The sequence below is a fragment of the Bradyrhizobium tropiciagri genome (genome assembly GCF_001189845.1).
In the GTDB taxonomy this organism is placed as follows: Bacteria; Pseudomonadota; Alphaproteobacteria; order Rhizobiales; family Xanthobacteraceae; genus Bradyrhizobium; species Bradyrhizobium tropiciagri.
This window is the reverse complement of the sequence record NZ_LFLZ01000037.1, coordinates 43,608-60,957: the sequence shown is the minus strand read 5'-3', so window position 1 is coordinate 60,957 and position 17,350 is coordinate 43,608. Positions and strand designations below refer to the sequence as shown.

Here is a 17,350-nt window from a genome sequence, read left to right as displayed (position 1 = left end):
CGTCATTCCGGGCTGTGCCGCGGGGCACAGACCCGAAGTCTCGAAGTGGTTTTGCGCAATTCCGGGTTCGCGCCTGGCGCGCCCCGGAATGACGCGTGGTCGTGACTTACGCGCCGATCGCGATCTTCGGCTCGGCGTCGGCGTTGGCCTTCATTTCCTTCAGCGCGCGGCGGTACTCCACCGGCATCACCTTGCGGAATTTCGGTAGCCAGGCCTTCCAGTTGGCGAGGATCTCCGCCGCCTTCTTCGAGCCGGTCAGCTTGGCGTGACGGGTGATCAGGACATGCAGCCGCTCCACGTCGGAGTCGAGCAGGTTCTGGAACACGTGACCCGGCCATGCGCCTCGAGATCGCCGGAGTGGTGGTAGGTGTCGGCGTTGATCATCTCCTCCGACAGAACCGGCTCCAGCTCGACCATCGACAGGTTGCAGAGCTTGGTGAAGTCTCCGGTCTCGTCCAGCACATAGGCGATGCCGCCGGACATGCCGGCCGCGAAGTTGCGTCCGGTCTTGCCGAGCACCACCACGATGCCGCCGGTCATGTATTCGCAGCAATGGTCGCCGGCGCCTTCGACGACCGCGACCGCACCGGAGTTGCGCACCGCGAAGCGCTCGCCGGCGATGCCGCGGAAGTAGCACTCGCCCGCGATCGCGCCGTACATCACGGTGTTGCCGACGATGATCGATTCTTCCGGCACGATGCCGGAGATCTTCGGCGGCTTGACGATGATGCAGCCGCCCGAGAGACCCTTGCCGACATAGTCGTTGCCTTCACCCTCGAGCTCGAAGGTGACGCCCTTGGCGAGCCAGGCGCCGAACGCCTGTCCGGCCGTGCCCTTCAGGCCGACATGGATGGTGTCGAGCGGCAGGCCGGCATGGCCGTAGATCTTGGCCACCGCGCCCGACAGCATCGCACCGGCGGAACGGTCGGTGTTGTTGATCTCTTCCTCGATCTTGACCGGCGCGCCGCGGTCGAGCGCGGCTTGCGCCTGCTCGATCAGCCGTCGGTCGAGCACGGCATCCAGATGATGGTTCTGGCTCTCCGAGTGATAGATCGTCTGGCCCTTCTCCTCCTTCTGCCGCACGAACAGCTTGGAGAAATCGAGGCCCTTGGCCTTCCAGTGCGAGACCAGCGCGGTCTGGTCCAGCATCTGGACCTGGCCGACCATGTCGTCGAACTTCTTGTAGCCGAGCTGCGCCATGATCTCGCGCACTTCCTCGGCGACGAAGAAGAAGTAGTTGATGACGTGCTCGGGCTGGCCGGTGAAGCGCTTGCGCAGCACCGGATCCTGGGTCGCGACGCCGACCGGGCAGGTGTTGAGGTGGCACTTGCGCATCATGATGCAGCCCGCCGCGATCAAGGGTGCGGTGGCGAAGCCGAACTCGTCGGCGCCGAGCAGCGCACCGATCACGACGTCACGGCCGGTGCGGAATCCGCCGTCGACCTGCACCGCGATGCGGCTGCGCAGCCGCTGGCGCACCAGCGTCTGATGGGTTTCGGCAAGACCGATCTCCCACGGCGAGCCGGCATGCTTGATCGAGGTCAGCGGCGAGGCACCGGTGCCGCCCTCGAAGCCCGCGATGGTGACATGGTCGGCGCGCGCCTTGGCGACGCCGGCGGCAACCGTGCCGACGCGACCTCGGACACCAGCTTGACCGAGACCTGGCCGTCGGGATTGACGTTCTTGAGGTCGTAGATCAGCTGGGCGAGGTCTTCGATCGAGTAGATGTCGTGATGCGGCGGCGGCGAGATCAGGCCGACGCCCGGCGTCGAGTGCCGCACGCGCGCGATCGTCGCGTCGACCTTGTGGCCGGGCAGCTGGCCGCCTTCGCCGGGCTTGGCACCCTGCGCCATCTTGATCTGCATCATGTCGGAGTTGACGAGGTATTCCGTCGTCACGCCGAACCGGCCCGAGGCCACCTGCTTGATCGCCGAGCGCATCGAATCGCCGTTCGGCATCGGCTTGAAGCGGTCGGACTCCTCGCCGCCTTCGCCGGTGTTCGACTTGCCGCCGATCCGGTTCATCGCGATCGCGAGCGTAGTGTGCGCCTCGCGCGAGATCGAGCCGAACGACATCGCGCCGGTCGAGAACCGCTTGACGATGTCCTTGGCCGGCTCGACGTCCTCGAGCTTGACCGGCTTGCGCTTGTCGTCCTCGGCGCCCTTGATCCGGAACAGGCCGCGCAGCGTCAGCAGACGCTCGGACTGCTCGTTGAGGATCTTGGCGAACGCGCGGTAGCGCTCCTGCGAGTTGCCGCGCACGGCATGCTGCAGGGTCGAGACCGATTCCGCGGTCCAGGCATGGTCCTCGCCGCGGGTGCGGTAGGCATATTCGCCGCCGACATCGAGCGCGCTCTTGTAGATCTGGCCGTCGCCGAACGCGTCGGTGTGGCGCCGCACGGTCTCCTCGGCGATCTCGCCGAGGCCGACGCCTTCGATGCGGGTATGGGTGCCGGCGAAATACTTGGCGACGAAGTCCGCCTTGAGGCCGACCGCGTCGAAGATCTGCGCGCCGCAATAGGACTGGTAGGTCGAGATGCCCATCTTGGACATCACCTTGAGCAGGCCCTTGCCGATCGACTTGATGTAGCGCTTGACGATCTCGTAGTCGTCGAGCGCGCCGGGCAGCCGGTCCTTCATCGCGAGGATGGTCTCGAACGCGAGATAGGGGTTGATCGCCTCGGCGCCGTAGCCGGCGAGGCAGGCGAAGTGATGCACTTCGCGCGGCTCGCCGGATTCGACGACCAGGCCGACCGAGGTGCGCAGGCCGGTGCGGATCAGATGGTGATGCACGGCGGCGCAGGCCAACAGCGACGGGATCGGGATCCTGTCGGTGCCGGTCATGCGGTCCGACAGGATGATGATGTTGATGCCCTCGCGCACCGCGCCCTCGGCGCGCGCGCAGAGCTCATCGAGCACCTGCTCCATGCCCGCCGCGCCGAAGCCGGCGTGGAAGGTGGTGTCGAGCGTGCGCGACTTGAAGTGGGTCTCGGCGACGTCGGAGATCGAGCGGATCTTTTCGAGGTCGGTGTCGGTCAGGATCGGCTGCCGCACCTCGAGGCGTTGGGTCGAGGCGACGCCCTGGAGGTCGAACAGGTTCGGCCGCGGCCCGATGATCGAGACGAGGCTCATGACGATTTCCTCGCGGATCGGATCGATCGGCGGGTTGGTCACCTGCGCGAAGTTCTGCTTGAAGTAGGTGAACAGCTGCTTCGGCTTGTCCGACAGCGCCGAGATCGGCGTGTCGTTGCCCATCGAGCCGGCGGCTTCCTCGCCGGTCGACGCCATCGGCGTCATCAGGATGTTGATGTCTTCCTGGCTGTAGCCGAACGCCTGCTGGCGATCGAGCAGCGGCAGGTTGGAGCGCACGCCCTTGGCCGGCGCATCCGGCAGCTCCTCGAGCTGGATCTGGGTGCGATGCAGCCAGTCGGCGTAGGGGTGGCTCTTGGCGAGGTCGGCCTTGATCTCGTCGTCGGGAATCAGGCGGCCCTGCTCGAGATCGACGAGCAGCATCTTGCCGGGCTGCAGCCGCCACTTGGTGACGATCTGGTCCTCAGGAATCTTCAAGACGCCCATTTCGGACGCCATCACGATGCGGTCGTCCTTGGTGACGAGATAGCGCGCAGGGCGCAGGCCGTTGCGGTCGAGCGTGGCGCCGATCTTGCGGCCGTCGGTGAAGGCGATCGCGGCCGGGCCGTCCCACGGCTCCATCAGCGCGGCGTGGTATTCGTAGAAGGCGCGGCGCTGCTCATCCATCAGCGGATTGCCGGCCCACGCTTCCGGAATCATCATCATCACGGCATGCGGCAGCGAGTAACCGCCCTGCACCAGGAACTCGAGCGCGTTGTCGAAGCAGGCGGTGTCGCTCTGGCCTTCATAGGAGATCGGCCACAGCCGGCTGATGTCCTTGCCGTAGAGCTCGGAATGCACCGAAGCCTGCCGCGCCGCCATCCAGTTGACGTTGCCGCGCAGCGTGTTGATTTCGCCGTTATGGGCGATCATCCGGTAGGGATGCGCCAGCGACCAGGTCGGGAAGGTGTTGGTCGAGAAGCGCTGATGCACCAGCGCCAGCGCGCTGTCGAAATCGGCTTCGTGCAGGTCGGGATAGTACTTGCCGAGCTGGTCGGCGAGGAACATGCCCTTGTAGATCACGGTGCGGCACGAGAACGAGCACGGATAGTAGCCCGCCATGCCGCGGTCGCGGCGCTGGTAGATCGCCTGCGAGATCGACTTGCGCAGGATGTAGAGCCGGCGCTCGAAATCGTCCTCGTTCTTGGCCGCACCATTGCGGCCGATGAAGACCTGCATGTGGTAGGGCTCGGTCGGCTTCACGGTGACGCCGAGCGAGGAGTTGTCACTGGGCACGTCGCGCCAGCCGAGCAGCTTGAAGCCCTCGTTCTTGATCTCGTCGGCGATGATGCTCTTGATCACGTTCCGCCACGCGGCATCGCGCGGCATGAACAGCGCGCCGATGGCGTATTCGCCGGGCTGCGGCAGCTTGAAGCCGAGCTCGGAGGTCTTGCGCGCGAAGAAGGTGTGCGGGATCTGCACCAGGATGCCGGCGCCGTCACCAGCGCGCGGATCGGCGCCGACGGCGCCGCGATGCTCGAGGTTGCACAGGATGCTCAGCGCGTCCGAGACGATCTGATGCGACTTCTGGCCCTTGATGTTGGCGATGAAGCCGACGCCGCAGGAATCCTTTTCCAGGCTCGGATCAAACAGGCCTTCGGCTTCAGGACGCCATGTATGCAGCTCACGCGCGGGTTCGGCGGCTTTCGAGTCCGCGGTCGCCGACAGCGCACCTGCCACGATGATTTCGCGCTCGAATTCCGACCCGCTCATGTGTCCTCTCCCTTGCGTAAGGGGCCTCACCCTATTTGGCGCACCTTGGACGTTGCGGCACCCACCGGGCCACCGCTCGTCCGCCGCGAGCCGCATTTTCCTAAATTCAGACGACGGGCGTTTCAACGTCCCCTAGGGGACGGCCCTGTCTGCAGCATTCTCGGAGCCCGGGGCGCCGAGGTCCTTCTCGCGAAGGTTCTCGTTGCAATCCCCATGCCGGGATGGCCTCGAAATTGAGACAGCCTTACTGTCCTAACCTCGACCTTGCCAAATTTTTGTCTATCACACAAGCGCGAGGAAGTCCTCGCCCGCATGCTCGGAATGAACGGCTCGGCTGGCCCGCCGCGCCCCCGATTCGAAGCAAACACGCCGTGATCTGGCCCAAGGAGCGACCAAGGACCGCCGAATTTCAAACTGAAATTTTGCCCCGGGCAAGCCTCCAAGAGAGCGGGAAGCTCCTTAGGGCGGGGCAGACAGGAGTTACGGCGATGAAGTTGTTCACAGGTTCGGTTGCAGCCGCCGCCCTCGCGCTCAGCGCAGTCTCGGCCGAGGCGCAGCTCGCAACGTCCGCCCGGATCGGCAGCCCGGCTTTCGTCAGGGTCTCCGACATGGACGGGCCCTACGCCGCCATGCCCGAAGTTCCGCCGCCGCCGCGCTTTGGCCGCGTCCCAAGCCTGCTGCCGCCGGTCGAGATCTACACCGTGCTGCGCGAGAACGGCTATCTGCCGCTCGGCGCCCCGCAGCAGCGCGGCTTCGTCTACACGATCTCGGTGATCGACCAGGGCGGCGACGACGGCCGGCTGGTGATCGATGCCCGCGACGGGCACATCATCCGCTTCACCCCGGCCTATCGGCTCGGCGACAATTACGAGGAGGAGATGAGCGCGACCTACGGCCCGGTCGGTCCGATGCCGCGGGCGATCCAGGCCCGGGTGCCGCGGCCGCCGCTCCCGATCCCCCATGTCGCGAGCCGCGTGCCAGTGCCGAAGCGCAGCCCGCTCAACGCCAAGGCGCAGGCTCCCGCTGCTGCTCCGGCGACCCAGGCTCCCGCCGCGGCGGCCCAGGCCGCGGTGCCGCCGACCGCCACGCCGCAGCCTGCGCCCGCCCAGGCCGCAGCACCCGAGCAGGCCGCGGCTGCGCCGAAGCCGGCGGAGACCCAGGCGGCCGCGGCGCCGAAGCCCGTCCAGCAGGCCGAGGTTCCGACCGTCGGTCAAGCCGCGCCACCGCCGGCGGCGCCCCCGCCCGCGATCCTGCCGACCCAGGAAATGCCCAAGGTGCAAGGGCTGGAGTGACGTCCGTAGCCCGGATGGAGCGTAGCGAAATCCGGGAATCTCTCCGCTGGCACAGCGTCCCCGGATTTCGCTTCGCTCCATCCGGCTACGCAGCCGGCAACAAAAAAAAACGCCCCGGTTTCCCGGGGCGTTTTCGCGTTCAGCCAATATCTGCTGACGCGGGGCGCATTCCTTAGGCTGCGACCTTCGCCGAGCCGTCGACGACCTGCGGGGCCTTCTCGCCGCCGCCGCCGATCGGAATGTTGCGGGGCTTCTTGGCCTCGGGAATCTCGCGGACGAGATCGACGTGGAGCAGGCCGTTCTCGAGCGAAGCGTTCTTCACCTGCACGAAGTCGGCAAGCTGGAAGACGCGCTCGAACGCGCGGGAGGCGATGCCGCGATAGAGCACTTCCGAGCCGTGGCCGGAGTTCTCGTTGGCGGATTTCTCGCCCTTGATCGTCAGCGTGTTCTCCTTCGCGACGATCGAAAGCTCGGCCTGCGAGAAGCCGGAGACCGCGACGCTGATCCGGTAAGCATTCTCGCCGGTGCGCTCGATGTTGTAGGGGGGATAGCCGGGGCTGCCGTCCGAGGTCACCTGATCGAGCAGGTTGAAGAGGCGGTCGAAGCCGACGGTGGAACGATAAAACGGAGTGAGGTCGTAGCTACGCATAGGGTAGTCCTCCAATGAGCGACTGCTTCAGTTACCCGCCCGCCATCGGGCCGGGCTTAGATGTGTGCAGCCTCATGTTCCGGTTCCGAAACACTGGTAGCGGCCTGCACTGAGGTGATATGGGAGGGGTCACGTCGCGTTCAAGAGGCGGAAACCGCGTCGCTTTTTTTGGCGCAGGCGTCCTTGATCTCCACCCTGTCTCACCACGCCGGTCTCCCGCATGACGCTCGTCTCGATTCCCGCCAACCCGGTTCCGGACGACGTTGTCAGTGGCACCATCAAAACATCAGACGGGGCCGAGCTGCGCTTCGCGCGCTGGGCGCCGCCGCCCGGCCGCAAGGGCACGGTCTGCGTGTTCGGCGGGCGCGGCGAGATGATCGAAAAATACTTCGAGACCGTGCGCGACCTGCGCGACCGCGGCTTCGCGGTGGCGATGATCGACTGGCGCGGGCAGGGCCATTCGTCGCGGCGGCTGCGTGATCCGCGCAAGGGGTATGTGCGCGACTTCGCTGACTATGAGACCGACGTCGAGACCTTCGTGCAGCAGGTGGTGTTGCCTGATTGTCCGCCGCCCTATTTCGCGCTGGCCCATTCGATGGGCGGCGCGGTCCTGCTGCGGGTCGCGCATGCCGGCAAGCGCTGGTTCGACCGCATGGTGCTGTCGGCGCCGATGATCGACCTGCCGCGCAAGCGCGTGTCGTTCTTTCCGAGCGCGCTGCTTCGGATCATGCGCTGGACCGGGCAGGGCGGCAATTACGTTCCGGGTGGCGGCAGCGAGTTGGTCGGGCTCGCGCCCTTCATCGGCAATCCCGTGACCAGCGATCCGGTGCGGCACGCCCGCAACGCGGCGATCCTGGAGGAAGACCCGACGCTCGGCATCGCCGCACCGACGATCGCGTGGGCCGACACCGCGTTCACTGCGATGCGCACCTTCCGCGGCATGTCGTATCCCTCCGAGATCCGCCAGCCCATCCTGATGCTGGCGGCGAGCAATGACGAGGTGGTGTCGACGGCCGCGATCGAGGAGTTCGCCTATCATCTGCGCGCCGGCTCGCATCTCGTGATCGCCGGCTCCAAGCACGAGATCCTGCAGGAGCAGGATCGTTACCGCGCGCAGTTCTGGGCGGCGTTCGACGCCTTCGTGCCGGGCACGCCGCTGTTCAAATAGACAGCTGGTTGGCGCAAGGCCCGCAACTCAGCCGTTGAGAAGCGCGACGATGCGGTCCGGAAAGCGCTTTTCCACGAACAGGGTCCTGACCTCGGCGACGCTGAGATAGCGGTGCTTGCCTTCGCCCTTGCCCATGATGTCGAGCAGCACCGGCCACTCGCCGAGCATCAAGAGCGGATAGTAGCAGTGCAGGATGGCGTAGGACGGCGGATGCTCGTCCTTGGCGCGCTGGAAGTTCGCGGCCATGAAGGTCTTGATCTCGGAGGCCGACAGCCCGCGTTCGACGCTGCCGTCGGACGCCTTGTGGTCGCTGCCGAAGGTCGCGAGCCGCGCGATCTCGTCTTCATGCACGACGGCGTCCTGATCGAGGATGCGCGAGCCGGCGCCGTGCTTGTCGAGCGGGCCGTTGCGCAATTCGTCGAGGATCGCGCCCTGCAACAGGCTGCGCACCAGGCTGAACGGGCCGATGCCGTTGGCCATCTGCGCGACCATGAAGATCTTGGCGCCGGCGTTGAGCGCCGGAAGGCCGGTCTTGCCGGTGGCGCGGTCGATGGTTTCGGTCAGCTGTGGCAACGGCACGATGTGGCCCCCGACATAGCCGCCGGCGACCAGTGCACGCAGGAACGGGCAGGGATTGTCAGGGGAGACCTGCGGGGCGGGCACCGCGCTTGCAGCCGTATCGGACATCAAACCACATCCTGAAAAGCTTCAGCTTAAAAAGCATCCATTACCGGTGAATGAATTCGCTCAGGAGTCGATGGCGAATTTCGACGTGGATGCAACCAGAGCGAGTTTGCCGAAGGGGAGGCCCGCTTTCAAGAGGCCGTCGCGATAATGCGCAATGTCGGCCGGGTTCTTCCAGTGGAAATTGCGCAAGTGACGTTCGACCGTCAGCTCGGGATGGTTGGCGAGCAGCGCCTCGGCCGCCTGCGCGGCCTCCTCAGTGCGGCCGAGCTGGGCGAGCGCTGCGGCGCGCACCGCAAGGCCCTGCAAATGGTTCGGGTTGAGGTAGAGCGTTTCGCGCGACCACGACAGCGATGCGTCATACTGCCCGAGCAAATAATGGCTGAACGCGTTCAAGGCGCCCCACTGGTAGCGCGGATCGCTGTTGCCGCGCTGGACCGCCGTCGAGAACAGCTCCACCGCCTGGCGATGGTCGCCGATCACCATGTGGCAGATCCCGAGCACGCCGCGCGCGCCCATGTCGTAGGGGTTGAGCTCGATCGCCCGTTTGATGGCATCCATCGCGGCTTCGTAATGGCCCTGCATCGCGTGCAGATAGGCCAGCAGCGAAAATGCGAACGAGGAGCGCGGATCGAGCCGGACGCTGCTCTCGGCCAGGCTGACCGACGAGGCCCACAATTCGCGCGTGCTCGAAATCCAGCCGAACTGGATGCTCTGGATCTGGATCAGCGCCAGATAGGCGCGCGCGATCGACAGCGCGGGATCGAGCTCGATCGCTTCCTTGAACAGCGCGATCGCGGTTTCGCAATCGGTCTTGGTCTGGTGATAGTAGTGCGACAGACCCTTCAGGAAACGATCCCACGCGGTCAGCTCGGAGTTCGGCGAGCGTGCCGGCGCCGATGCCTCGGCGCGGTAGATCTCCTGCGCGACCGCAGCGGAGAGATTGGCGGTGATCTCGTCCTGCATCGCGAACAGGTCGCCCATGTCGCGGTCGTAGCGGCCGGTCCACAGCTGCTCGCCCTTCTCGGGCGCGATCAACTCGGCGGTGACGCGAATCTTGTTGCCGGCGCGCCGCACCGAGCCCTGGATCAGATAGGTGGCGTCGATCTCGCGCGCGATCAGCCGCGTCGAGACATTCTTGCCCTTGTAGGTGAAGGTCGAGTTGCGGCTCAGCACGCGGTAGAAGGATTGCAGCGACAGCGCGTGGATCAGATCCTCGGTCAGGCCGTCCGAAAAATATTCGTCTGTGCTGCCGCTCAGATTGTCGAACGGCAGCACGCCGACGATCGCGGTCCGGTATTGCCCCGGCAGATGCGGCCCGTCCTCCGGAGCGTGCTCCTGGGCGTCAGTCCCGGCCGGCACCCAGGTCCAGACATTGACCGGTTCGGCGATGTTCTTGAAGCGGTGGGGGCCGGCATCGACCAGGCTGACGGCAAGCCGCCGTCCCGCCTCGGTGCGGGCCTTGTCCGACACCGCGATGCCGCCGGGCGTGGCGACTGTCTCGAGACGGACGGCGATGTTGACGTCGTCGCCGAACACCTCGTCCTCGTCGGCCATGACGTCGCCCATGTGGACACCCATCCGGAAATGCATGGCGCGGTCGGCCGGCAGATGCTCGTTGCGCTCGGCCATCAGGGTCTGCATCGCGACGGCGGCCTCGATCGCGCCGATGATGCTCGGAAATTCCAGCAGGAAGCCATCGCCGGTGTTTTTGACGATGCGGCCGCCATGGTTGAGGATGATGGGATAGATCGCGCTGCGGTGCGCCTTGAACGAGGCATGCGTCCCCGCCTCGTCGACCCCCATCATGCGGGAATAGCCGGCGATGTCAGCGCAAAGAATGGCAGCGAGCCGTCTTTCCATGTCTCCTGTGCCCTGGAAGGGCCACTTAGCCGAGGTGACCGAATCCGATACTTACAAGACAGGCCGGGTCCGGCGGAAGTTCGGTTTGCGGGCACCTATAATGCATAGTAGCAGGAATTGGCATGCGACCAACGGATCGTACAGTCCGTTTCTCTACTGAATTCGTGTGTCGCTGGAATGGCGCAGGTTGGCTGACCGTCCTTTCCGGTTCGTTACTTACATAGGATAATCTCGCGGAATGCTGGGAATTCACGAACTTTGGCTGTTTGTCCTGTCCGGGCTGCTGCTTAACGTCACGCCGGGGCCGGATACCGCTTATATCATAGGGCGCACGATTCAGCTCGGGTGGCGTGGCGGCGCCGCTGCGGCGATCGGTATCAGCTGCGGCTGCCTGGTCCATGTGCTGGGCGCGGCGATCGGGCTGTCGGCGCTGCTGATGGCGTCGTCGACCGCGTTCCTGGCCGTCAAGCTGATCGGCGCGGCCTATCTGGTGCTCACCGGCCTGCAGATGCTGCTGGCGCGCGCCAAGCCGATCGCCGAGATCGCGGGGCAGGCCGGCGAGACCTCGATTTCGCGCGTGTTCTGGCAGGGCGCGCTGACCAACATCCTCAACCCCAAGGTGGCGCTGTTCTTCCTGGCGTTCCTGCCGCAATTCGTAGCGGCGGACTCAGCCCACAAGACGCTCGCCTTCCTGGTGCTCGGGTTGATCTTCATCACCGGCGGCACGCTGTGGTGTCTTGGCCTCGCGGCCTTTGCGGCGCGGGCCGCCGGCCGCATCCGGCAATCGGCGGGCGTGATCGCCTGGATCAACCGCTCGCTCGGCGCGCTGTTCGTCTATCTCGCGTCCGCGTCGCCATGCTGGAGGCGCGCTAGCGTCGCCAGAGCGTTTTCGAGCGAAGTGGACACCGGTTCGCGTGAAGAAAACGCGTCGAACAAGAATCTAGCCGTGGAGCTTGAGCAGCGCGCTGCCGGCGAGATAGATGCCGAGCAGGATCATCGCGATCAGGAACCAGCGGCGGAAGACGTCGGGCTGCATCCGTGTGCGGACCGCCTGGCCGATGAACATGCCGATGAACGACGCCACCATCGCCACCGCGCCGGGCAGCGCAGTCGCCGCGGTCAGCAGGCCCGAGGCCGTGAGGTTGAAGGCGAGCGCCAGGGTCGCGGTAGTGAAGAAGACGCCGAGCGCCTGCACCAGCTCGTCCCTCTCCATGCCGATCGCCTGCATGAACGGCATCGAGGGAATGACCTGAACGCCGGTCGCCGCCGAGATCAGCCCGGTGATGACGCCGACGATGCCGCCGATCCATTTCTCATTGCGCCGCGCGACCTTGAAGTTGAACCGGCTGAGGCCAACGATCGCGTAGATCACCAGCAGCACGCCGAGCACGACGGTGCCGTAGGCGGCGTAAGGCCCGGTCAATAGTCCGGCATTGATCCAGATTCCGGCGACGGTGCCGAGCATCAGCGGCCACAGCCGCCTCAGGATGTCGCGCAGATAGGGGCCGACAAAGGTCTGCCAGATGTTGGTGACGATCGCCGGCACGATCACGATCGCGATCGCCTGGCCCGGCGCCATCGTGGTCGCGAGCAGCCCCATCGCGACCGTCGGCAGACCGAGGCCGAGCGTGCCCTTGACGAAACCGGCGAGCAGGAAGGCGAAAGCGATGAAGATCAGGAGATGGTCGACCATGGCCGGACATTGACCGATCGACGCGATCGGCACAATCTGGAGGTTACGGAGTTAGCCTTCGGGGCACCCGAAGGAATGGGGCGGGACACGTCATGCGGTTCGACCTGATCGATTTGCAATTGTTCATCGCGGTTTCCGATGCGCGCAGCATCACGCAGGGCGCGGCGCGGGCGAACATGGCGCTAGCCTCGGCGAGCGAGCGAATCAAGGGCCTCGAGGAGGCTCTCGGCGTCGCGCTGCTCAAGCGCGGCCGCCGCGGCGTCGAATTGACCGCGGCGGGCGAGAGCCTGCTCGGTCACGCCCGCATCGTGATCCACAATGTCGAGGCGTTGCAAAGCGATCTTGCCGCCTATGCCAGCGGCGTCCGCGCCAACGTGCTGCTGCTCGCCAACACATCGGGCCTGTCGGAGCATCTGCCGCGGGCGCTGGCGGCCTTCCTGCACGAACATCCCGATATCAGCGTCGATGTCGAGGAGCGCGAGAGCACCGATATCGCGACCGCAATCGCCAGCGGCGGCGCCGATCTCGGCTTCGCCGCGGAGCATGCGCTGCCGGACAGCGTCGAGCGCTTCCTGTTCAGCGAGGACCGCCTGATGCTGGTGGCGCCGCGCCGCAGCGATCTCGGCAACCGCCGCCAGATCGACTTCCAGGAGGTGGTCGGGCGCGATTTCGTCGGCCTCACGGCGACGTCTGCGCTGCAGGTCCATATTTCCCGCCACGCGGCAAAGCTTGGCGCGCGGCTGCGCTTCCGTGCCCGCCTGCGCGGCTTCGACGCCATCTGCCAGATGGTCGCCGCCGATGTCGGCGTCGCGGTGATCCCGGAAACCGCGGCACGGCGCTGTGCGGCGTCGATGGCGATCACGACGATAAGGATCCGCGACGGCTGGGCCAACCGCCGGCTGACGATCTGCGCCCGCAGCTTCAAGGCGTTGCCGCGCGCGGCCAAGCAGCTCGTGGAGTATTTGCGGTCCGAAGCGCAGCGTTGACATGCGAGGAGAGTGCAATGCTCAGGGTCTGGGGACGACGCAGTTCGTTCAACGTACAGAAGGTGATGTGGCTGATCGGCGAGCTCGATCTGGCGCACGAGCAGATCGATGCCGGCGGCGCGTTCGGCGGGCTCGATGCCGGCCTTCCTGGCGATGAACCCGCACGGCCGCGTGCCTGTGATCAGGGATGACGAGGCAACCGTCGTCTGGGAATCCCATGCCATCCTGCGCTACCTCGCCGCGCGGCATGGGGCAGGGCGGTTCTGGTCCGACGATCCCGTCATGAGGGCGCGGGTCGATGGCTGGATGGACTGGTCGCAAACCGCGCTGCAGCCGGATTTTCTCGGCGGCGTGTTCTGGGGATTCTTCCGCACGCCGGAGAGCCAGCGCAATCGGCCGGCGATTGAGCGCGCGCTGGCCCGTTGCGAGCAGCATTTCGCCAAGCTCGAACGTCTCCTTGAGAATAATCCGTTCCTGCTCGGCGAGACGCTATCGCTCGCGGACATCACCGCCGGAACCTCGCTCTATCGCTACTTCGAGCTCGAGATCGCGCGCCCGCCGCTGCCGGCGGTCGAGCGCTGGTATAGGACGCTGCAACAGCGCCCGCCGTTTCGTAAGCACGTCATGATTCCGTTCGAGGAGCTGCGCGGACGGCCGGACCACTAGAGCGTTTTCGAGCGAAGCGGGCACCGGTTGGCGCGAAGAAACCGCGTCAAGACGAGAATCCAGAGCTTCTACTTCGCCGTCACCACGCCGGCGTCCTGGATCACTTTCGCCCATCGCTTGATGTCGGCGGCGATGAAGTCGCGGAAATGTTCCGGCGTGTCGCCGGCCAATGTCAGGCCTTGCTCGGCGAGTTTTGCCTTGACCGCGGGATCAGCCATCGCATCGGTCGCGAGTTTGTTCAGTCTCGCGACGATCGCCGGCGGCGTTCCGGCAGGCGCGACCATGCCGTACCAGTTCTCGATGATAAGGTCGGGCATGCCGACCTCGGTCGTGGTCGGCACGTCGGGCGCAGTCGGGGCGCGTTCGCGGCCGCCGAGCGCGATCGGCCGCAGCGCGCCGGCCTTGATCTGCGGCAGGATCACCGGCAGGTCGAGGAAGGTCATCTGCACCTGCTGACCCAAGAGATCGTTCACCGCCGGCGCGGCGCCGCGATACGGCACGTGGACGATGTCGATCTTCGCCGTCAGCTTGAACAATTCGCAGGCCAGATGCGGCAGGCTGCCCGGGCCGGAGGAGGCGAAGTTGAGCTTGCCGGGCTGCGCCTTGGCGAGCGCGACCAGCTCGCTCATGTCCTTCGCAGGCACATCGGTTGCGACGACCAGCATCTCGGGCACGGTCGCGACCAGCGTCACCGGCGCGAGATCCTTCAGGGTGTCGTAGGCGACTTTTTCCATGCTCGGGCTGATCGCCAGTGCGCCGGCGCTTGCGATCGCAACCGTGTAGCCGTCGGGCGCGGCCTTCGCGGCCGCGTCGGTGCCGAGCACGCCGCCCTGGCCGGCGCGATTGTCGACGATGATCGGCTGTTTCACCAGTACCGACATCTTCTGCCCGATCACGCGCGCGATGATGTCGTTCGGCCCGCCGGGCGGGAACGGCACGATCAGCCGGATCGGCTTGGTCGGGAACTCCTGGGCTGAAGCTGCAACGGGCGCGAGAAGCAGGAGAAGGACTACCAGCAGCCTGCCGCACATCGTCATGTCGCCCATCCCTGACTTTTCTCGTTGCCGTCAGGATGGGCACAGATCAGTCGCCCGGCAACTCAAGAAATCAGGCGATCAGAAGCTCAGGCGTTGAGCAGCTTCATCGCCGCTTCGTGCACGCGCGGATCGCCGGCCGCGATGATGCGGCCACCGCCTTGTGCCGGCTTGCCGTCCCAAGTGGTGACGACGCCGCCGGCGCCGGTGACGATCGGGATCAGGCCGGCAATGTCGTAGGGTTTCAGCTCGGTCTCGATCACGAGGTCGAGATGGCCGGCCGCGAGCATGCAATAGGAGTAGCAGTCGCCGCCGTAGCGCGACAGGCGCGCCGCTTGCTCGACACGGCCGAAGCGGGCGCGGTCATCCGGATTCATCAGAAGCGGGCTTGTGGTGAAAACCGTCGCCTCCTTCAGCGCGGCGCAGCGCCGCACCGAGAGCCGCCGCTCGCCCGACGGCCCGGAATAATTCGCCGAGCCGTTGTCGCCCAGGAAACGCTCGCCGATATAGGGCTGGTGCATCATGCCGAATACCGGCGTACCTTTGTGCAGCAGCGCGATCAGCGTGCCCCAGATCGGAAAGCCGGCGATGAAGGACTTCGTGCCGTCGATCGGGTCGAGCACCCAGACATAGTCGGCGTCCTGCCGCTCATTGCCGAACTCCTCGCCGACGATGCCGTGCTGGGGGAAGTTCGCCTTGATGAGCCGCCGCATCACCGCCTCGGCGGCCCGGTCGGCCTCGGTGACCGGATCGAAATCGTTCGAGCTCTTGTTGTCGACTGAGAGCGAGGTTCGGAAGAAGGGCAGGATGGTTTCGCCGGATGCGGTCGCGAGGCGGCCGATGAAGGCGGTAAAGTCGATGACCGTCACGGCATGTCCCCGAAATGCGCAAACGACGCGGAAAGCATCGAATGCGCTCTTGCCTAGCTCAATCCAACGCGGCGCGCACGATTAACGAAGTGTTATCCCAGCCTGATGACCGGTTCCGGACTTTCGATTTGGTCCCGATTCGAAAGTCTTGAGGGCTCCGGGACGGATCACGAAGTTGCGAGTTCTGGTATACAAGCTATGCGCCGAGCGCTGGCTGATTTCGATTTTCTCCGTAAATATTTGATATTTAACGGATTAATTCGGCGTCCTGACCGTGGTGCAATTTCGCCAGACTTACCAACATTGCAGAAGAAATGTTTCGAAAGTTCTTGCGTTTTGTGCAGCGCGGTCGCATATTGTTGCGGTGCGGTAGCGCCTCGCGCTATCGCTGCCCTCCTTGGGCGTTTCCTCCCTAGACTTGGGCCGCTTGTTCATTCGAGCGGCCCTTTTTTCTTGGCTCTTCCTTGGCTCTTCCTTGGCTCGACGTTTCCCGGCGTGAATGCGGAATCCAATTTCGCATCCGGTCACGCCGCCAACTGAATTCCCAGTTCACGACTTCGTCGATCACCGCAGTTCGATTCGAAGACGCCGCTACTCCGCCGCCGCCTGGAACGGGCCGAGATCACCGAACGGGATCTTTGCGAGCGCATCCGCGAGCGTCGCGAAGTCGGCTGCCACCTGGGCAAAGCGCGGTCCGCGCTCGCGGTGGCGCTCATCCATATAGACCGCACGGTTGAGCTCGATCTGCACGGTGTGCAGGCCGCTCGCCGGGTTGCCGTAGTGCTCGGTGATGAAGCCGCCGGCATAGGGCTTGTTGCGGCCGATCGAATAGCCGAGCGAACTCATGATCTCCTCGACCAGATCGGGCAGCAGCGGCGCGCAACTCGTGCCGTAGCGGTCGCCGATCACGACATCGGGCCGGCGCGGCTCGTCGCGCGACACGCCGACCGACGGCATCGAGTGGCAGTCAACCAGGATCACGGCGCCGAACGCCTGGTGCGCCTTGTTGATCAGCCGGCGCAGCGCGCGGTGGTAGGGCTTGTAGAGCACCTCGATCCGCCGCAGCGCGTCGTCGACGTCGAGCCGCTCGCGGTAGATCTCCTGGCCGTCGCCGACCACGCGCGGGATGGTGCCGAGGCCGCCGGCCACCCGCATCGAGCGCGTGTTGGCAAAGCTCGGCAGCCGCCCGGTGAACATCCGCGGGTCGAGCTCATACGGCTCGCGGTTCACGTCGACATAGGAACGCGGGAAGTTGACCCGGACGATCGGAAAGCCGCGATCGCTCACGCCGGCGATCAACTCGTCCATGAAGCTGTCTTCGGAGCGGCGCAGCGACGCCACATCTATACGCGACGCCTCGAGGAATTCGGCAGGATAGACCGAGCCCGAATGCGGGGAATTGAAGATGATCGGCGCGCGCCAGGCCTGCGGCTCAACGATCTCGAACGGGGGCGACAACTCGCCAGCAAATTCGGTCATTCCCTTGGCGCCGTCCCTTGCGTCCGCCTCGCCCCGCAAGAACTGATTCTGCGGGAAAAGCGGAGATTTATGGGAAGGCATTGTCGGTAATCGCGATCATTCTGCCAAGTGAAAAGAGTGTGGCAC

Annotated in this window: 12 protein-coding genes and 2 pseudogenes; 6 read left to right on the top strand and 8 right to left on the bottom strand. The window is 65.4% G+C overall.

Going from position 1 to position 17,350, the window contains the following annotated elements; genetic code table 11:
- Positions 1–106: 106 nt before the first annotated feature.
- A pseudogene (gene gltB, locus AKN84_RS26335) lies at positions 107–4,841 on the bottom strand (glutamate synthase large subunit).
- A gap of 488 nt (positions 4,842–5,329) precedes the next feature.
- On the opposite strand from gltB, the gene AKN84_RS26330 reads away from it, so the two are divergent.
- Positions 5,330–6,133: a hypothetical protein gene (locus tag AKN84_RS26330; protein WP_050423482.1), complete on the top strand. Its 804-nt coding sequence runs from the start codon at positions 5,330–5,332 to the stop codon at positions 6,131–6,133.
- A gap of 172 nt (positions 6,134–6,305) precedes the next feature.
- On the opposite strand, the gene AKN84_RS26325 is transcribed toward AKN84_RS26330, so the two are convergent.
- Positions 6,306–6,782, bottom strand: a complete 477-nt coding sequence (locus tag AKN84_RS26325; RefSeq protein ID WP_193399688.1) for an Hsp20 family protein — start codon at positions 6,780–6,782, stop codon at positions 6,306–6,308.
- Between the two features lie 220 nt (positions 6,783–7,002).
- Here AKN84_RS26325 and AKN84_RS26320 point away from each other — a divergent pair, with 220 nt between their 5' ends.
- Complete coding sequence (locus AKN84_RS26320) at positions 7,003–7,950, top strand: alpha/beta fold hydrolase (protein WP_050423480.1); 948 nt, start codon at positions 7,003–7,005, stop codon at positions 7,948–7,950.
- A 27-nt stretch (positions 7,951–7,977) separates the two neighbouring features.
- On the opposite strand, the gene AKN84_RS26315 is transcribed toward AKN84_RS26320, so the two are convergent.
- Positions 7,978–8,637, bottom strand: coding sequence for a hypothetical protein (locus AKN84_RS26315; protein WP_050423479.1), 660 nt, complete (start codon positions 8,635–8,637; stop codon positions 7,978–7,980).
- Between the two features lie 60 nt (positions 8,638–8,697).
- A complete protein-coding gene (locus tag AKN84_RS26310) occupies positions 8,698–10,497 on the bottom strand; it encodes an adenylate/guanylate cyclase domain-containing protein (RefSeq protein WP_050423478.1) in 1,800 nt (599 codons plus the stop codon).
- A 238-nt stretch (positions 10,498–10,735) separates the two neighbouring features.
- Here AKN84_RS26310 and AKN84_RS46040 point away from each other — a divergent pair.
- Positions 10,736–11,370 (top strand): annotated as a pseudogene (locus AKN84_RS46040) (LysE family translocator).
- A gap of 67 nt (positions 11,371–11,437) precedes the next feature.
- Here AKN84_RS46040 and AKN84_RS26300 read toward each other — a convergent pair.
- Positions 11,438–12,190, bottom strand: a complete 753-nt coding sequence (locus AKN84_RS26300) for a sulfite exporter TauE/SafE family protein (protein WP_050423476.1) — start codon at positions 12,188–12,190, stop codon at positions 11,438–11,440.
- A gap of 92 nt (positions 12,191–12,282) precedes the next feature.
- On the opposite strand from AKN84_RS26300, the gene AKN84_RS26295 reads away from it, so the two are divergent.
- The 3 genes from AKN84_RS26295 to AKN84_RS26290 are packed head-to-tail and all read left to right on the top strand — an operon-like array spanning position 12,283 to position 13,842.
- Positions 12,283–13,176 carry a LysR family transcriptional regulator gene (locus AKN84_RS26295; protein WP_050423475.1) on the top strand — a complete coding sequence of 298 codons (894 nt, stop codon included), beginning with the start codon at positions 12,283–12,285 and terminating at the stop codon, positions 13,174–13,176.
- Between the two features lie 17 nt (positions 13,177–13,193).
- Positions 13,194–13,367, top strand: a complete 174-nt coding sequence (locus tag AKN84_RS49330; RefSeq protein WP_244485497.1) for a thioredoxin domain-containing protein — start codon at positions 13,194–13,196, stop codon at positions 13,365–13,367.
- Positions 13,312–13,842 (top strand): glutathione S-transferase family protein, encoded by a 531-nt coding sequence (locus tag AKN84_RS26290; protein WP_244485496.1) that lies wholly within the window; start codon positions 13,312–13,314, stop codon positions 13,840–13,842. Before AKN84_RS49330 ends, AKN84_RS26290 begins: the two co-directional genes overlap by 56 nt.
- A gap of 68 nt (positions 13,843–13,910) precedes the next feature.
- Here AKN84_RS26290 and AKN84_RS26285 read toward each other — a convergent pair whose 3' ends face one another.
- From AKN84_RS26285 to AKN84_RS26275, 3 genes are all read right to left on the bottom strand, one after another.
- The gene (locus AKN84_RS26285) at positions 13,911–14,888 is read right to left on the bottom strand and encodes a Bug family tripartite tricarboxylate transporter substrate binding protein (protein ID WP_162240904.1); all 978 of its coding nucleotides are present in this window, start codon (positions 14,886–14,888) and stop codon (positions 13,911–13,913) included.
- 77 nt (positions 14,889–14,965) lie between these two features.
- A complete protein-coding gene (hisN, locus tag AKN84_RS26280) occupies positions 14,966–15,745 on the bottom strand; it encodes a histidinol-phosphatase (protein WP_050423473.1) in 780 nt (259 codons plus the stop codon).
- A gap of 591 nt (positions 15,746–16,336) precedes the next feature.
- Positions 16,337–17,224, bottom strand: a complete 888-nt coding sequence (locus tag AKN84_RS26275) for an N-formylglutamate amidohydrolase (protein ID WP_050423505.1) — start codon at positions 17,222–17,224, stop codon at positions 16,337–16,339.
- Between the last annotated feature and the right edge of the window lie 126 nt (positions 17,225–17,350).